This window comes from Flavobacterium psychrotolerans (assembly GCF_003097635.1).
In the GTDB taxonomy this organism is placed as follows: domain Bacteria; phylum Bacteroidota; class Bacteroidia; order Flavobacteriales; family Flavobacteriaceae; genus Flavobacterium; species Flavobacterium psychrotolerans.
Genome location: NZ_QCZI01000009.1, coordinates 37,156 through 52,535 on the forward strand (window position 1 = coordinate 37,156; position 15,380 = coordinate 52,535).

17 protein-coding genes are annotated in these 15,380 nt (G+C 34.3%); 12 read left to right on the forward strand and 5 right to left on the reverse strand.

Going from position 1 to position 15,380, the window contains the following annotated elements; translation table 11 throughout:
• Positions 1 to 58: 58 nt before the first annotated feature.
• Positions 59 to 2,050 carry an excinuclease ABC subunit UvrB gene (gene uvrB, locus DB895_RS08315; protein ID WP_116724902.1) on the forward strand — a complete coding sequence of 664 codons (1,992 nt, stop codon included), beginning with the start codon at positions 59 to 61 and terminating at the stop codon, positions 2,048 to 2,050.
• On the opposite strand, the gene DB895_RS08320 is transcribed toward uvrB, so the two are convergent.
• Positions 2,047 to 2,448 carry a tellurite resistance TerB family protein gene (locus DB895_RS08320; protein WP_116724977.1) on the reverse strand — a complete coding sequence of 134 codons (402 nt, stop codon included), beginning with the start codon at positions 2,446 to 2,448 and terminating at the stop codon, positions 2,047 to 2,049. The genes uvrB and DB895_RS08320 overlap by 4 nt on opposite strands.
• 52 nt (positions 2,449 to 2,500) lie before the next feature.
• Between DB895_RS08320 and DB895_RS08325 the strand changes: the two genes are divergently transcribed.
• From DB895_RS08325 to DB895_RS08335, 3 genes are read left to right on the forward strand one after another with little or no spacing between them, the layout of a single operon-like run.
• Positions 2,501 to 3,337: an alpha/beta hydrolase gene (locus tag DB895_RS08325; RefSeq protein WP_116724903.1), complete on the forward strand. Its 837-nt coding sequence runs from the start codon at positions 2,501 to 2,503 to the stop codon at positions 3,335 to 3,337.
• 43 nt (positions 3,338 to 3,380) lie between these two features.
• Complete coding sequence (locus DB895_RS08330) at positions 3,381 to 3,833, forward strand: DUF1456 family protein (protein ID WP_116724904.1); 453 nt, start codon at positions 3,381 to 3,383, stop codon at positions 3,831 to 3,833.
• A 4-nt stretch (positions 3,834 to 3,837) separates the two neighbouring features.
• On the forward strand, positions 3,838 to 4,512 hold the full coding sequence (locus DB895_RS08335) for an NAD(P)H-binding protein (protein ID WP_116724905.1): 675 nt from the start codon (positions 3,838 to 3,840) through the stop codon (positions 4,510 to 4,512).
• Here DB895_RS08335 and DB895_RS08340 read toward each other — a convergent pair.
• Entirely contained in the window at positions 4,509 to 5,672 is a 1,164-nt protein-coding gene (locus tag DB895_RS08340; RefSeq protein ID WP_116724906.1) for a hypothetical protein, read from the reverse strand. The two genes, DB895_RS08335 and DB895_RS08340, sit on opposite strands and share 4 nt — an antisense overlap.
• 259 nt (positions 5,673 to 5,931) lie before the next feature.
• Positions 5,932 to 6,282, reverse strand: coding sequence for a 4Fe-4S dicluster domain-containing protein (locus tag DB895_RS08345; RefSeq protein ID WP_116724907.1), 351 nt, complete (start codon positions 6,280 to 6,282; stop codon positions 5,932 to 5,934).
• A 140-nt stretch (positions 6,283 to 6,422) separates the two neighbouring features.
• Between DB895_RS08345 and DB895_RS08350 the strand changes: the two genes are divergently transcribed.
• From DB895_RS08350 to DB895_RS08370, 5 genes are all read left to right on the forward strand, one after another.
• The gene (locus tag DB895_RS08350) at positions 6,423 to 7,481 is read left to right on the forward strand and encodes an acyl-CoA reductase (protein WP_116724978.1); all 1,059 of its coding nucleotides are present in this window, start codon (positions 6,423 to 6,425) and stop codon (positions 7,479 to 7,481) included.
• A 136-nt stretch (positions 7,482 to 7,617) separates the two neighbouring features.
• Positions 7,618 to 8,703 (forward strand): 3-phosphoserine/phosphohydroxythreonine transaminase, encoded by a 1,086-nt coding sequence (gene serC / locus DB895_RS08355; protein WP_116724908.1) that lies wholly within the window; start codon positions 7,618 to 7,620, stop codon positions 8,701 to 8,703.
• A 136-nt stretch (positions 8,704 to 8,839) separates the two neighbouring features.
• Positions 8,840 to 9,799, forward strand: coding sequence for a D-2-hydroxyacid dehydrogenase (locus DB895_RS08360; protein WP_116724909.1), 960 nt, complete (start codon positions 8,840 to 8,842; stop codon positions 9,797 to 9,799).
• 123 nt (positions 9,800 to 9,922) lie between these two features.
• The gene (locus tag DB895_RS08365) at positions 9,923 to 10,333 is read left to right on the forward strand and encodes a DUF6146 family protein (protein ID WP_116724979.1); all 411 of its coding nucleotides are present in this window, start codon (positions 9,923 to 9,925) and stop codon (positions 10,331 to 10,333) included.
• 51 nt (positions 10,334 to 10,384) lie between these two features.
• Complete coding sequence (locus tag DB895_RS08370; RefSeq protein WP_116724910.1) at positions 10,385 to 10,690, forward strand: DUF6787 family protein; 306 nt, start codon at positions 10,385 to 10,387, stop codon at positions 10,688 to 10,690.
• Between the two features lie 27 nt (positions 10,691 to 10,717).
• Here the strand turns inward: DB895_RS08370 and DB895_RS08375 are convergent, their stop codons facing one another.
• On the reverse strand, positions 10,718 to 11,014 hold the full coding sequence (locus DB895_RS08375; RefSeq protein ID WP_116724911.1) for a hypothetical protein: 297 nt from the start codon (positions 11,012 to 11,014) through the stop codon (positions 10,718 to 10,720).
• Positions 11,015 to 11,059: 45 nt separating this feature from the next.
• Complete coding sequence (gene folE / locus DB895_RS08380) at positions 11,060 to 11,731, reverse strand: GTP cyclohydrolase I FolE (protein WP_116724912.1); 672 nt, start codon at positions 11,729 to 11,731, stop codon at positions 11,060 to 11,062.
• Between the two features lie 325 nt (positions 11,732 to 12,056).
• Between folE and DB895_RS08385 the strand changes: the two genes are divergently transcribed.
• Genes DB895_RS08385 through DB895_RS08395 form a run of 3 tightly spaced genes read left to right on the forward strand, consistent with a single transcriptional unit; the run spans position 12,057 to position 15,368 of the window.
• Complete coding sequence (locus DB895_RS08385; RefSeq protein WP_116724913.1) at positions 12,057 to 12,722, forward strand: ABC transporter ATP-binding protein; 666 nt, start codon at positions 12,057 to 12,059, stop codon at positions 12,720 to 12,722.
• 2 nt (positions 12,723 to 12,724) lie between these two features.
• On the forward strand, positions 12,725 to 14,416 hold the full coding sequence (locus DB895_RS08390; protein WP_116724914.1) for an LIC_10190 family membrane protein: 1,692 nt from the start codon (positions 12,725 to 12,727) through the stop codon (positions 14,414 to 14,416).
• A 55-nt stretch (positions 14,417 to 14,471) separates the two neighbouring features.
• Entirely contained in the window at positions 14,472 to 15,368 is an 897-nt protein-coding gene (locus DB895_RS08395) for an ABC transporter ATP-binding protein (protein WP_116724915.1), read from the forward strand.
• The last annotated feature ends 12 nt before the right edge of the window (positions 15,369 to 15,380 follow it).

Consider the following 15,380-nt stretch of genomic DNA (forward strand, 5'->3'; position numbering starts at 1 on the left):
TTTCTAAACAACTTTATTTTTCATTCCATTGTAACTTTGTGACTTTGAAACAAAACACATGAATTTCCAAGTTTCTTCCGAATACCAACCCAAAGGCGACCAACCTCAAGCAATTGAAAAATTAGCCAAAGGAATTATAGATGGCGAAAAATTCCAGACTTTATTAGGTGTTACCGGTTCCGGAAAAACATTTACCGTTGCCAATGTCATCCAGGAAGTGCAACGGCCAACCTTAGTTTTAGCGCATAACAAAACGCTGGCAGCTCAATTGTATTCGGAATTCAAACAGTTTTTCCCAAATAATGCGGTTGAATATTTTGTTTCCTATTATGATTATTACCAACCCGAGGCCTTCATGCCGGTTACGGGTGTTTTTATAGAAAAGGATTTGTCCATTAATGAAGAGTTGGAAAAAATGCGAATGAGCACCACTGCTTCCCTCCTTTCTGGTCGCAGAGATATTTTGGTAGTTGCCTCGGTTTCGTGCTTGTACGGAATAGGAAATCCAGTAGAGTTTCAGAAAAATGTGATTCCAATAGCCAAAGGACAAATCATTTCTCGCACTAAATTATTGCATCAATTGGTGCAAAGTTTATATTCCAGAACCGAAGCCGATTTCAATCCCGGTAGTTTCAGGATAAAAGGCGATACGGTGGATGTTTATCCGAGTTATGCAGATGATGCCTATCGCATTCACTTTTTTGGAGATGAAATTGAAGAAATTGAAAGCTTCGATGTCAAAAATTCCCAAGTCATTGAAAAATTCGAAAAACTCACGATTTATCCCGCCAATATGTTTGTGACCTCACCCGACGTGTTGCAAAATGCAATTTGGGAAATCCAACAGGATTTAGTCAAACAAGTCGATTATTTCAAGGAAATCGGCAAACATCTGGAAGCAAAACGTTTAGAAGAGCGCACCAATTTCGATTTAGAAATGATACGGGAATTGGGGTATTGCTCCGGAATTGAAAATTATTCCCGTTATCTTGACGGTCGTTTGCCTGGCACAAGACCATTCTGTTTGATTGATTACTTCCCTGACGATTTTTTGATGGTAGTTGACGAAAGTCACGTGACGCTTTCCCAAGTGCACGCGATGTATGGTGGCGACCGAAGCCGAAAAGAAAATTTAGTAGAATATGGGTTCCGCCTCCCAGCAGCAATGGACAATCGCCCGTTGAAATTTGAGGAATTCGAGGCGATGCAAAACCAAGTGATTTATGTTTCGGCTACACCAGCCGATTATGAATTGCAAAAAACCGATGGAGTTGTTGTTGAGCAAGTGATTCGCCCAACAGGTTTATTGGATCCAATTATCGAAATCCGTCCAAGCCTTAACCAAATTGACGATTTGATTGAAGAAATACAAGCTCGCGCAGAAATTGACGAACGCGTTTTAGTGACTACTTTAACCAAAAGAATGGCGGAAGAACTGGCAAAATACTTGGCAAAAGTGGGCGTTCGTTGTAGGTACATTCATTCTGAAGTCGATACGCTGGAACGAATCGAAATCATGCAGGATTTGCGAAAAGGGATTTTTGACGTGCTAATTGGGGTAAACTTGCTTCGAGAAGGATTGGATTTACCGGAAGTTTCTTTGGTAGCTATTTTGGATGCCGATAAGGAAGGTTTTTTAAGAAGCCATCGTTCTCTGACACAAACCATAGGACGTGCGGCGAGAAACCTGAATGGAAAAGCCATTATGTATGCGGATAAAATTACCGTCAGCATGCAAAAAACGATTGATGAAACCAATTATCGCAGAACCAAACAAATCAACTACAATACCGAAAACAATGTGGTTCCAATGGCTTTGAATAAAAAAATTGAAAGCGCCTTTACCAAAAACCCATTGGTAGATTATGAATTGGGATATGGTATTGCTGAGGCAGCGGAACCGATTACGGAATATTTATCGAAACCGGAAATCGAAAAACGAATCCGTGAAAAAAGGAAATCTATGGAAAAAGCGGCAAAAGAATTAGATTTTATCCACGCTGCAAAATTGAGGGATGAAATAAAAGTGCTGCAAGGACAATTGCCTTAGTTCAATTGTTCCTGAAAAACTTCCAATAAAAAATCCGGGGAAACCATCCCTGTTGTAGAAAGTTCCATAGCTTTCAAAACCCTTTTCATAGCGAACGGATTCAAACCCATTGTGATTCCGATTTCATGAATGGCCTCTTTTTCTCTTTCGTGTAAAGTACCATCGCTATGCATTAGCAATGCCAGACGATAAAATTGCTGGATACGTTGAAATTCGGTTTTGATTACTTCTGAATACTGCTCCTGATGAAACAGTTGCTTGAAATCGTCTTTGTCAATTTGAAACTGATTGGCGATTAATGCTAAAAATTCCAATTCTCTATCGTGGAGTTTTCCATCCACAACAGAAAAAGCAACCATTTCTGCTAATAAATTTAGTTTTTCTTCGTAGGTATTCATCAAATGTTTATTTTTAGCTAAATTATATCTATTTGACAACTTTAAAAAATAAATCACTTTGAAATCTATTTTGTCTATTTTAATTCTTTTTGTTTTCTGTTCCATTCATTCACAAAACCCGGATCCACAAGACGAACAGGCGAAGCAAAGTACCGCGACAAAACAGGTGTCGACCTTTACTATTGAAGCCACACAACTGCAAACCACAAAGAAAATTTGGATGTATTTGCCCAAAAATTATGCAACTTCAACAAAAAAATACCCCGTGATTTATATACATGATGCACAAAATGTATTTGATTCCAAAACTTCATATTCAGGTGAATGGAACGTGGACGAAAAACTGGACAGCCTCAATGCACAGGTTATTGTTGTTGGCATTGAACACGGAAACGACAAACGAATTGAAGAACTGACACCTTACAAAAATGAAAAATATGGCGGAGGAAAAGCCGATAGTTACCTAGAATTTATCGTCAAAACTTTGAAACCCGAAATAGATAAAAAATACAGAACAAAAACCAATGCAAGGAATACCATCATTATGGGAAGCTCCCTTGGAGGTCTGGTTTCTTATTATGCCATTTTAAAATATCCGACGGTTTTTGGAAAAGCCGGAATTTTTTCTCCCGCCTTTTGGATTAACAGAAAAGAAATTATCGAACTAACCGAAAACACCAAAAAACTGAATACTAAAATCTATTTTCTTTGTGGAGATAATGAAGGAGATAAGGACATGGTATCCGATTTGAATAAAATAGAGGATTTGGTTTCAGGAAAACGGTGCGAATGCATGAAACTAACTAAAAAGCGAATTGTTAAAGGCGGACAACACAACGAAAAATTATGGAGGGATGGTTTTGTAAATGCGTATCTTTGGCTCAATTAATTTAGATTTCAGAATTTGAAACTTTAACTTTTAAACTAAAAGCATGAATAACAACGATATTTTCAAAAAACTACGGGTAGCACTAATGTTGCGCGATGACCAAATCATTGAAATACTGGAATTAGTAGATTTCCGGATGTCTAAAGGCGAAATAGGAAATATTTTCAGGAATGAAGACCATCCCAATTTCATGGAATGCGGTGACCAGGTATTGCGTAATTTCTTGAATGGTTTGGTAATTCATTTGCGAGGAACAAAAGAAAATCCCAAAAACCCCAATGATGTATTAGCAAAACATAAAGCTGAAATACCCCTTAAAGAAGGCGCTAAAGAACGAATTGAATTTAAAGCAAAACCAAAAGACGAAGAAAAATCGAGGGGCGACCAAAAACCATCAAAATCTGGCGCGACCAAAAAGCCTTTTAAAAAGGCGGCACCTAAAATTCAGGTAGTGGAAAAAGTAAAATACAATTTCGGTAAGAATAAGAAATCCTAACCTTTTGAAAACGGCTTTAACCATAGGAAGTACAGGTCTAATTGGCTCTCAACTTTTACAATTGCTTTTAGAAAGTGATGATTATAAACGTGTGATTACTTTCGTCAAAAGAGATTCTGGGATAAAGCACCCAAAATTAACACAACATATTATCGATTTTGACAAACCTGAAACCTATAAACAATGGATTTTAGGCGATGATCTGTTTTGCACCATTGGCACCACCATAAAAAATGCAGGAAGTAAGGACGCTTTCAAAAAAGTAGATTATGAATATCCGCGTCAATTTGCAGAATTGGCTTTAGAAAACAAGGTCAAGCAATTTTTAATTGTTTCATCTTTAGGAGCTGATAGTTCTTCTAACAACTTTTACCTTAAAACCAAGGGAGAACTGGAAGATTTTCTTAAAAATTCTGTCTTTGAAAAAATCGCTGTTTTAAAACCTTCACTACTTTTAGGAAATAGGCAAGAAATTAGATTAGGAGAAAAAATAGGTGCTTTTTTTATGCAATTATTTTCCTTTTTGTTTATTGATGGCTTAAAGAAATACAAACCCATACAGAGTAAAACCGTAGCAAAAGCACTTATGGCAATAGCACAAAATAATGACAAAGGTTTCAGGATATACGAATCAGATAATATTCAACAAATTGGTAATAACTCTGGTCCTGAAAACTAATGATTCATTTCAATTTTATTGATTATTTCTTGCTCTTCATCTGTAAAGGTTAATCCTGACACATTCCAATAAGGAGATAGTATTACATTTTTTTTATTAAAAAGAGTTTTGTCTTTAAAGACCTCATTTTCATTAAAAGAAAAATTTTGGTCGCTGAAACCCGTAGTTACAAAGTAATTTTTTACTTCGATATCAGTTGATTTCTTATTATCAATTCTCTCAAAGCCAATTTCCTCTCTTGAACTCACTAAATAATAATTGGTATCATCAAACCTATAAATGGTCTTAAATAAAGATTTGTAAATATTTTTAGATCCTAGGGTTGTTTTTTCCTTAAGCCCCGCTATAGTACTGGCTGAAACATCTGAACTTACCTCAATGATAATTTTTTTTTCATTATCGTAAATTATATTAAAATCATCCAACAAACCTTTAGCTCCATCAATAGGATTAACGGTCATTAAATAATAGTTCTCATTAGCCGAATATGCCTTGATTAAAAATTCATACTCTTTTTTTGCGTCCGGCTCCAATAAAGGATTCAGATACTTAAAATTGTAATAATTCTCCATAATATCATTTAGATTATAGCCTAAAAGTTCGTTACTGATATCATTATCTATCAAACCATAACATCTATTTTGTTCTACTAATATATCGGAATTAAAGTTTTTAGATCTATTATCAATTTGAAAATTCAACAATCCGTCATTATAATAAGTGCAAACTCCATTAAGTTTAAAGAACTCTCTTGAATATACTTTTAACCGAGCCGGAACAGTTAGTTTTTTGATTGAATTTTCGACCAACGATTTAAGAATTTTTTGGGGATGTTTTTTCGTTAATATAATTTCATCAAGATCGTGTACACTACTTTTTAAATATATTACTGTTGAATTTTCTTTTATTGTTGTAGACCTTAGGATGACTCCCAAATAAGATGAATGTGATATTTGAATATTTGATGCTCCTTTTAAAACAAAACTAACGGTACCTTCTGAATTGCTTAATAGAATTTGTTTTGTTTTAATAATCAAGACAGTAGCATCTTCAATGGGAAGATTACTATCAATATCTTTCAATACAATTGACTTCTCAGCACTCTGAGATGAAGTCTTAGAATAAAAAACTAAAAAAAGAAGTACAATGAATTTTTTCATTCCAATTAGCTTTTATTTAGACAAATCTAATAAAAAAATTAACAAAAAATATAATTCTCCTTTTTTTATTAAAAATCAGTAAGAGTGGAGATTAAGAAAAGATCGTTATACAATAGGATTAAGTAAAATAATGCTAAAGCATTTTATTGAAACCAATAATCGTTAAATCAGGATAGTTCCTCAAGGTTTTAAAAAAGCACAAAAAAATCCTGAAAGTAATTTTCAGGATTTTAAATTTATTTACTGTATGAATTTTCTTTTATTCGTTGTGTAAAAATGATTGTCTGTTTAGCAACGTTTCTTCGCTCTCAACATGATTATCATCGGGAATACAGCAATCAACCGGACAAACTGCAGCACATTGAGGCTCATCATGAAACCCTTTACATTCCGTACATTTTCCTGGAACAATATAATAAATATCGTCTGAAATTGGAGTCTGGGGTGCGTCGGCATCCACTTCTTCGCCAGAAGGCAAAATCACTTTCCCTCTTATTTTTGTCCCATCTTTATACCTCCAATCGTCCGCACCTTCATATATTGCCGTGTTTGGACATTCTGGCTCACAAGCACCACAATTGATACATTCGTCTGTTATTATTATTGCCATTATTTTTTATTTTAGGATTTTAGAATTAAGGTTTAGGATTTCGGATTCTAGTATCTTTCGTCTTTTATCTTTTTTCAATAACTTATTATAGCTTATTTTTGTGCAAAATTACACTCAAAACATTTCAAATGCAAATCAATATGACTTTAGAGCAAAAAAAAAATATTTTTATTGAGCTGGGGAAGTTTTTAAGCCAATTTTCTACTACAGAAAGTCATAAAAACTCTTTGGTTTTACAAAACGATTTTTTTTTTGATGCTTTTCAGAACTTAATCCAATTATCACAGTCGCATAATGGTTGGTACACCAATGAAAACGTGCGGTTCTCCATCCAATCATGGGCAGAAGCCTTGACGGAGGAAAACTTAAATCAATGGTTGGCTGCATATGATTTTACAAATGTGGAAAGCAAAACTATTGGATTAATATTAGCCGGAAATATCCCGCTAGTGGGTTTTCACGATTTCCTTTGCGTGTTGATTTCAGGCCACAAAGTTTTGGTAAAAACAGCATCAAACGACCAACATCTATTGCCCTTTTTGGCTAAATATTTAATTGCACTCGAACCAAGACTGGAAAGTTACATCACTTTTGCAGAGGGAAAGCTCGAGAATTTCGATGCCGTTATTGCTACCGGAAGCAATAATACCGCACGTTATTTTGACTATTATTTTAAAAATAAGCCCAGTATCATCCGGAAATCCCGGAATTCAGTAGCCGTTTTGGATGGTTCAGAAAGTAAGGAACAAATGGTAGCGTTGGGCGAAGACGTTTTTCGTTATTTTGGGTTAGGCTGTAGGAATGTATCCAAAATATTTATTCCTAAAGGATACAATTTCGATGCTTTTTTCAATGGAATGTTCCCATATCAGGATATCATAAAATATGAAAAATATGCCAACAATTACGATTACAACAAAGCCGTTTTCCTGATGAGCAATTTTGCATTATTGGATAATGAATTCTTAACTATCAAGGAAGACACAAGCTATGCATCACCCATTTCGAGTGTTTTTTATGAGTATTATGATGATTTGGACAATCTTAAAACCCGTTTACTTATTGAAAGCGAACAAATTCAATGTGTTGTCTCCAACAATTTAATTAAAAACAGTATTCCGTTTGGAACCACCCAAAAACCACAACTTTGGGATTATGCGGATAATGTAGATACGATTGCTTTTTTAATATTCTTATAAATATAATTTAAGGCAATCTTTATTCAACTACAACGTTTTTGTTAATAACATCAAAATAATTAACACCAAAACAACCGCTATTTTAAGTTCTATTTCCGAAATTTGCAACTTAATTTTTTTGAATTAAATTTACAACATGAAAAAACACAACTATAGCGCAGGCCCTTGTATTTTACCTCAAGAAGTTTTCGAAAAATCGGCTGAAGCCATTCTTAATTTTAACAATTCTGGACTATCTATCCTAGAAATTTCGCATAGAAGTAAAGATTTTGTTGCCGTTATGGACGAAGCTAGAGCCTTGGCTTTAGACCTTTTAGGATTAACCGGGAAAGGCTATCAAGCACTTTTTTTGGCTGGAGGAGCGAGTTTAGAATTTTTGATGGTTCCTTACAATTTAATGAAAGAAAACGGAAAAGCTGCCTATTTGGATTCGGGGACTTGGGCAAGTGCAGCAATTAAAGAAGCTAAATTTTTTGGGGAAACGGTAGTGGTTGCTTCTTCAAAAGAGCAAAATTACAATCATGTTCCTAAAGGATATGAAGTTCCTGCAGATGCCAATTATTTCCATTGCACGAGCAACAACACCATCTTTGGAACACAAATGAAGGAATTTCCTAATTTGGACATGCCAATAGTTTGCGATATGAGTTCGGATATATTTTCTAGAGTTTTGGATTTTTCAAAATTTGACATTATATATGCTGGCGCACAAAAAAATATGGGTCCAGCCGGAACTACATTAGTGGTTATTAAGGAAGAAATTTTGGGTAAAAACGGAAAAACAATCCCTAGCATGCTAGACTATGCTAAACATATCAAAGCAGAAAGTATGTATAATACGCCACCTGTTTTCCCAGTTTATGCTTCATTATTAACCTTGCAATGGTTGAAAAAATTAGGAGGAATTCCTGCAATTGAAAAAATAAACAATGCGAAAGCAACTTTGCTGTATACAGAAATAGACCGAAATCCATTATTCAAAGGAGCTGCTGCTGTTGAAGATCGTTCGAATATGAATGCCACTTTCTTATTAAATGATGAAGCCCATACTCCAATATTTGATGCTTTATGGAAGGAAGCCGGAATTTCTGGTTTGCCAGGGCATCGTTCCGTGGGCGGTTACAGAGCTTCTATGTACAACGCACTTCCTATAGAAAGTGTTCAGGTTTTAGTTGACGTTATGAAAGATTTAGAAAAAAAAGTTTCTAAAACTAGACTTTAGAGATTAGATTATTCACCTATAAGTATGGTGCCTAGCCCAGATAGCAGTGAAAATCCTTTTTATTTTTTCTTTAAAAATAAAAAGATTGTAACGAATAGCTGGATTAGCTCCAAATAAAAATTATAAAACAAAATAAATGAAGGTATTAGCCAACGACGGAATTTCTAAAAGTGGAATTGAAGCATTAGAAAAAGGTGGATTTGAAGTGATTACCACTAAAGTAGCGCAAGAACAAGTAGCGAATTTTGTGAATTCAAACAACGTAAGCGTAGTGCTTGTGAGAAGTGCAACGAAAGTGCGTAAAGATATTATTGATGCCTGCCCTGGACTTAAAATTATTGGTCGTGGCGGTGTAGGTATGGATAACATTGATGTAGATTATGCTCGTTCTAAAGGAGTTCATGTGATTAATACTCCTGCATCTTCGTCAGAAAGTGTGGCCGAATTGGTGTTTGCCCATTTATTTTCCGGAGTTCGTTTTCTTCATGATTCCAATAGAAGTATGCCGTTAGAAGGCGATTCAAATTTTGAAGGATTAAAAAAAGCATACGCAAATGGAATTGAGTTGCGTGGAAAAACGTTAGGGATTATTGGTTTTGGACGCATTGGCCAAGCAACTGCTAAAATGGCATTAGGACTGGGAATGAAAGTTATTGCAGCCGACAAATATGTAGACAATGCAACCATTAAAGTTGATTTTTATAACGGTCAATTTATAAATGTTGAAATTATTACAGAACCGATCGAGGACTTATTTAAACATGCCGATTTTATTACCTTACACGTTCCTGCGCAAGATGGATACGTTATTGGTACTAATGAACTTGTTGCAATGAAAGACAATGTTGGAATCATTAATTGCTCGCGTGGGGGCGTTATTGATGAAGTGGCATTGATTAATGCGTTAGATAGCGGAAAAGTTTTGTTTGCCGGATTGGATGTTTTTGAAAACGAACCAACTCCTGAAATCAAAATATTAATGCACTCTAAAATTTCATTAACACCTCATATTGGAGCAGCTACATTAGAGGCTCAGGATAGAATTGGAACTGAATTAGCAGAACAAATTATTAGTATTTTGAAATCTGACAAATAACAAATTGTTAAAAAAACCATGGATAAAGCCAAGCATTTTGTTTGGCTTTTTTTTTGTGATAAAAAAACAACTTTTAAAAAGCCTTACCATTAGTTTTCTTAACTTTATAGAAATTAAATGGGCATGAAAAAGTTGTTGTTTTTCGGATTTATTTTTATAGTGACTCTTAGTTGTACGACCACAAAATTGAAGGTTTCTAATCCTGAGAAACCAGAATTGACCCAAAAAGATACGATTCGAATTGCAAACGAGGAGTTACACTATGAAATCATTATATTCGATGCCGGATTTAATTCCTGGCTAGCCAGCAAGGCAAAACCCAGAACGTATTACTCTTTGCCTTTTTTAGAAAATAAAAATTATCTTTTTGTAACGGAATGGAATGCCCGAGTTTTACAACCGCAACGATACGACCCAAATTTATATGAAATGAGGATTGATTATGACCCCAATATCCATTATGGTCTTGAAGTGAACTATTTACTTTATAATTATTTCGTCTATTTCCAAAATCAATACAAACAGAAATTATAAAGGCATTTTACAGCACATAATATTTTATATTTGTAATCAATTCTAAATTGTATGAAGCAATTAAAAAATCGTTGGAATATTGAGTCTAATTTTCAGTTTTTCATTATAATTGTTGTCTTTGCGATAACTGGATCTGCTTCTGCTTGGTTATCCAGACCTTTTTGTTTTTGGTTGGGAATCACCAAAGAAGACTTAGGATTTTGGTTTACACCAATTCGGTTACTGATGATTTTCCCAATATATCAAGTCCTATTGGTTCTTATCGGATTCTTGTTTGGACAATTTAAATTCTTTTGGAATTTTGAAAAAAAAATGCTGCGCAGTATGCGATTGGGGTTTATACTTCCGAAGGAATAAAAATATTACATAATCATTAATACATTCTCAATTCCCTTTCTTGATTAGGTACGTATAAATCCAAGTGATGGTAAACGTGGGAATGACATCCGTAAACGGAAGAATTTCTTCTAGGAATGCAAAAACTCCAGCAATTCTACCTATTTTTCCCTTATAGAGCCGCGTCATTAAAAGTCCGGACAATGGCGCCCAAATTACATCTGAGAACTCCCCAATTAAAGGAATTGAAAAAGATAGCATTCCTATAGCATCAAAAAGCAACCCTAAAATTAAATCTCGATTCTTGGAATTGGATTTTACCTGATTTTGAGTTTCTTGTTGCATTTATTTGAAAAAATATTTCATTTGAACCAACAAAACTAATGCCAATTATTTTTCAGGCTTAATCATATTAAAAAAATCATTTCTGTTTTCCTTCTCATTAAAAACTCCTCCATACTGCAAAGTCGATGTAAAACTGGATTCGTGTTTAATGCCACGGCTGGAAACGCATAAATGCTTGGCTTCCATAACAACGATAACATTTTCAGTATCCAAGGCCACTTTTAATTCATTGAAAATTTGCATAATCAAACGCTCTTGTACTTGGGGACGGCGAGAATAATAATCCACAATTCGGTTTAATTTAGACAAACCAATTACTTTTCCACTAGAAATATAACCGATGTGAGCTTTCCCAAAAATGGGTAAAAAATGGTGTTCGCAAGTAGAGTTGAAACTAATATTGGCTTCCACTAGCATTTTGTCATAATGATAACTATTATCAAATACCGATAATTTGGGTTTGTTTTTAGGATTTAATCCTCCAAAAATTTCTTGAATGAACATTTTAGCCACGCGATGTGGTGTTCCTTTCAAGCTGTCATCTGTCAAATCAAGACCTAGTTCTTCCATAATAACATGAAAACACTTCTCGATAGCAGCCATTTTATCTGCATCCGATTTTACAAAAGCATCAGCTCTCATAGGTGTTTCTGCACCGTTCATTTGATGTTGATCACCTAAAATTTCGAATAATTCTTTATCAGTCAATATGCTCATATTGTTATTTTTTTAGTGTGATTTTATTCAATTCCATTAAAGTCAGTCTCCATCAATTCAAATTATTAGCAAATTATTAAAAAAAAAATGGAAGTTTATTCCGATAAAATGGTTTAAAATGTCATTTAGTGTTTCTTGTTTTTTTGAAAAAAAATGGATTTGTTTAACAAATGTATAAAAATTTTAAACAAAATTTTATCCAACGCATATTTAATATTTACTATACTATAAATAATAGTTATGCAATAGACAGCATCCACTTAAAGTTGTTAATAATGTCTCATATTTATGAAAAACTTTGTTCCTTTGCGGAAACCCTCTATAAATGATACTAGCAAAAAATATCCACAAATATTACGATCAATTACATGTCTTGAAAGGAGTGGATTTACATATTAAAAAAGGAGAAATTGTTTCTATCGTAGGGGCATCTGGAGCGGGAAAAACCACTTTATTGCAAATTTTAGGCACTTTAGACCACCCAACTACAACAGAAGGAATCGAATTAAAGATCAATAGCAAAGACATTCTAAATATGAATGACAAAGCGTTGTCAAAATTCAGGAACTTAAATTTAGGGTTTATTTTTCAGTTTCATCAATTACTACCCGAATTTACTGCATTAGAAAACGTTTGTATTCCAGCTTATATTGCGGGGAAAAGCAGTTCTGAAACCGAGCCCGAAGCAAAAAAACTACTGAATTATCTCGGACTTTCTGAAAGAATCAACCATAAACCCAATGAACTTTCCGGTGGGGAACAACAACGCGTAGCCGTAGCCAGAGCCTTAATTAATAAACCGGCAATCATTTTTGCTGACGAACCATCAGGAAATTTAGATACGGCATCTGCCGAAAATTTACACCAATTGTTTTTTAAATTGCGAGATGAATTTGGACAAACTTTTGTTATTGTGACCCACAATGAGGATCTGGCGAATATGGCAGACCGAAAATTGGTCATGGTGGACGGACTGATCTCAAATAAATAATCATGTTACTGATCCTATTTTCGTGGTGCTATATTTTATTTACCACACTTAATCTGGGGTTTACTTATGGCAAAATAGCCAAATTGAAATGCTATGATTTTGTTGTACTTGTTTTTTTAGGATTGTTCTCCACTACAATTTTGGCGAGTATCTGGGCCATTTTCGGGAGAATAAACGTAGAGTTTCATCTGTTTTTAGTATTGTTAAATGGCATCCTATACTTCAAATACAAATTGGAACTCCAAATATTGTATCACGATTTTTTTAAGGAAATAAAAGCTATATCAAAGCAACTGAAGATTTTCCTTTTTCTGATTTTTGTCCTAATTCTGATGCAATGTGCTTCGCCTTCTTTCTTTATCGACAATGAAAACTATTATGTGCAAACCATAAAATGGCTCAATGAATATGGCTTTGTAAAGGGACTTGCCAATCTTCATTTCTTTTTGGGGCAAACAAGTGGTTGGCATATCGCTCAAAGTGCCTTTAACTTTTCATTCCTATATCCTAGTTTTAATGATCTTAATGGTTTTTGCCTTTTGTTGCTTAACCTCTTTGCCGTTTTAAAATTAAATACGTTTCAAGAAAACAAAAATAAAGTGGCTTTAATAATCGGGATTTTGCCGTTGGCCAACCTGCTGTTTTTTCAATTCATAAGCGTACCCTCTCCCGATTTGGCAGTTTATATCCTTTCCTTTGTTCTTATTTATTATTTTCTAGAATATTTTCAAAGTATCACTGCTCCTATTTTTAATTTAATTGTTGTGCTTGCCCTTTTCATTGTCTACATAAAGATTACCGCAATGCCAATACTACTTCTACCCATCGTTATATTACTATTCAATTTTCGGGAATTAGTTTCAAAAATCACCATTAGCTATATTCTGGGAACCCTTGTTTTAGGTCTTTTTATCGTTAAAAATTTGATTCTTACGGGATATCCTTTTTTCCCTTCTTTATATCTAAAGGAATATATCACAATAGATTATGCCGTGCCTTTTGAAATGTATACCTTTTATTTTAACAAGGCAAAATTATACGACTTCGTTGTAACAGAAACAGAATACTACAATTTAGACAGTCTGCAAATTATTTCCAAATGTCTTTTCCATTCCAGAATGGATAGTGTGTTTAATAGTGGTATTGTGATTTTATTTTTTGCAGTTCCTGTTTTCTTATGGTGCTACTATAATAAAAAACCGTATTGGATGGTATATCTGACAATGACCGTTCAACTGCTTTTCCTTTTATTAAGTTCACCTCAATATCGATTTATATTACATTATGTTCTGTTTTTTGGGTTTCTGTTATTTTCTTACTTCATAAAAAAAGTAAAAATAATAATTCCTCTCTTCTTTTTGAGTAGTATTCCCATTGTGTTGCTCCTCTTTTTTCCGATAAAAAACAAAATTTTATCCTATCAATATAATTCTATTTCACTGAAAAATGGTATTGTCCCAAGTAAAAACTCCAACTTAAAGACCAATTTCTACCCTGTAAAAATGGGAAACCTTACTTATTTTTCTCCAGACAGAAAAACGTATTTTTGGACAACAGGCAACGGCAATTTACCGTGTTTAAACACCAAACAATTGCTTTATCTTAAGGACAAATTGGGTTACATTCCACAACAACGCACTTCCAATTTAGCGGATGGATTTTATTCTATGCCCTTTAAAAATGGCTCAAATTAAATTTCTCCATTAAGTAACAATTCCATACCTTGTTCGTCATATCAAAAAAAATATTTTGAAAACCATACTTTCTATTAAAAATCTAAACAAACGTTTTGGCTCACTTCAAGCCGTAAAAAACGTTTCCCTCGACATCCAAAAAGGCAACGTATACGGAATTCTCGGCCCAAACGGCAGCGGAAAATCAACTACGCTGGGCATCGTTTTGAATGTTGTGAACAAAACTTCCGGTGAATACAGTTGGTTTGGTGGCACGATGCAAACCCATGAAGCACTGAAAAAAGTGGGAGCCATTATTGAAAGACCCAATTTTTACCCTTACATGACCGCCAGAGAAAACCTAGAATTGGTTTGCAAAATTAAAGGCATCAACAATGTTAAGGTACATGAAAAACTTGAATTGGTGGGGTTGTTAGAAAGAGAAAACAGCAAATTCAGTACGTTTTCGCTTGGAATGAAACAACGATTGGCTATTGCCTCTGCCTTGTTGAACGACCCTGAGATTTTGATTTTGGATGAACCGACAAACGGTTTGGATCCACAGGGAATACACCAAATTCGGGACATCATCAAACTAATTGCCTCTCAAGGAACGACAATTTTACTGGCTTCCCACTTGCTTGATGAAGTGGAAAAAGTTTGCAGCCACGTTTTGATTTTGCGAAAAGGAGAAGTTTTATATTCCGGAAGAGTAGATGGAATGTCGTCTAACGAAGGTTTTTTCGAATTGCAATGTGAGGATTCTTCGAATTTAAAGGCTGCGTTGTTGCAACACCCAGCAGTTGACAAAATTACGGAAGAAAATGGAAAGGTATTGGTTTATTTAAAAACACCATTGGAAGCATCCAAATTAAACCGCTATTTGTTTGAGAAAAACATTTCATTGAATCATTTAGTGAAACGCAAAAACAGTCTGGAAGAACAATTTTTAGAATTGACAAACAACAAGTAAAAAATTCAATTT

Coding starts and splice junctions, on each gene's coding strand:
- DB895_RS08375 (WP_116724911.1), bottom strand. CDS start 11,014: ATGCAACAAGAAACTCAAAATCAGGTAAAATCCAATTCCAAGAATCGA.
- DB895_RS08340 (WP_116724906.1), bottom strand. CDS start 5,672: ATGAAAAAATTCATTGTACTTCTTTTTTTAGTTTTTTATTCTAAGACT.
- DB895_RS08360 (WP_116724909.1), top strand. CDS start 8,840: ATGAAGGTATTAGCCAACGACGGAATTTCTAAAAGTGGAATTGAAGCA.
- DB895_RS08390 (WP_116724914.1), top strand. CDS start 12,725: ATGTTACTGATCCTATTTTCGTGGTGCTATATTTTATTTACCACACTT.
- DB895_RS08350 (WP_116724978.1), top strand. CDS start 6,423: ATGACTTTAGAGCAAAAAAAAAATATTTTTATTGAGCTGGGGAAGTTT.
- serC (WP_116724908.1), top strand. CDS start 7,618: ATGAAAAAACACAACTATAGCGCAGGCCCTTGTATTTTACCTCAAGAA.
- DB895_RS08370 (WP_116724910.1), top strand. CDS start 10,385: ATGAAGCAATTAAAAAATCGTTGGAATATTGAGTCTAATTTTCAGTTT.
- folE (WP_116724912.1), bottom strand. CDS start 11,731: ATGAGCATATTGACTGATAAAGAATTATTCGAAATTTTAGGTGATCAA.
- DB895_RS08330 (WP_116724904.1), top strand. CDS start 3,381: ATGAATAACAACGATATTTTCAAAAAACTACGGGTAGCACTAATGTTG.
- uvrB (WP_116724902.1), top strand. CDS start 59: ATGAATTTCCAAGTTTCTTCCGAATACCAACCCAAAGGCGACCAACCT.
- DB895_RS08345 (WP_116724907.1), bottom strand. CDS start 6,282: ATGGCAATAATAATAACAGACGAATGTATCAATTGTGGTGCTTGTGAG.
- DB895_RS08365 (WP_116724979.1), top strand. CDS start 9,923: ATGAAAAAGTTGTTGTTTTTCGGATTTATTTTTATAGTGACTCTTAGT.
- DB895_RS08385 (WP_116724913.1), top strand. CDS start 12,057: ATGATACTAGCAAAAAATATCCACAAATATTACGATCAATTACATGTC.
- DB895_RS08320 (WP_116724977.1), bottom strand. CDS start 2,448: ATGAATACCTACGAAGAAAAACTAAATTTATTAGCAGAAATGGTTGCT.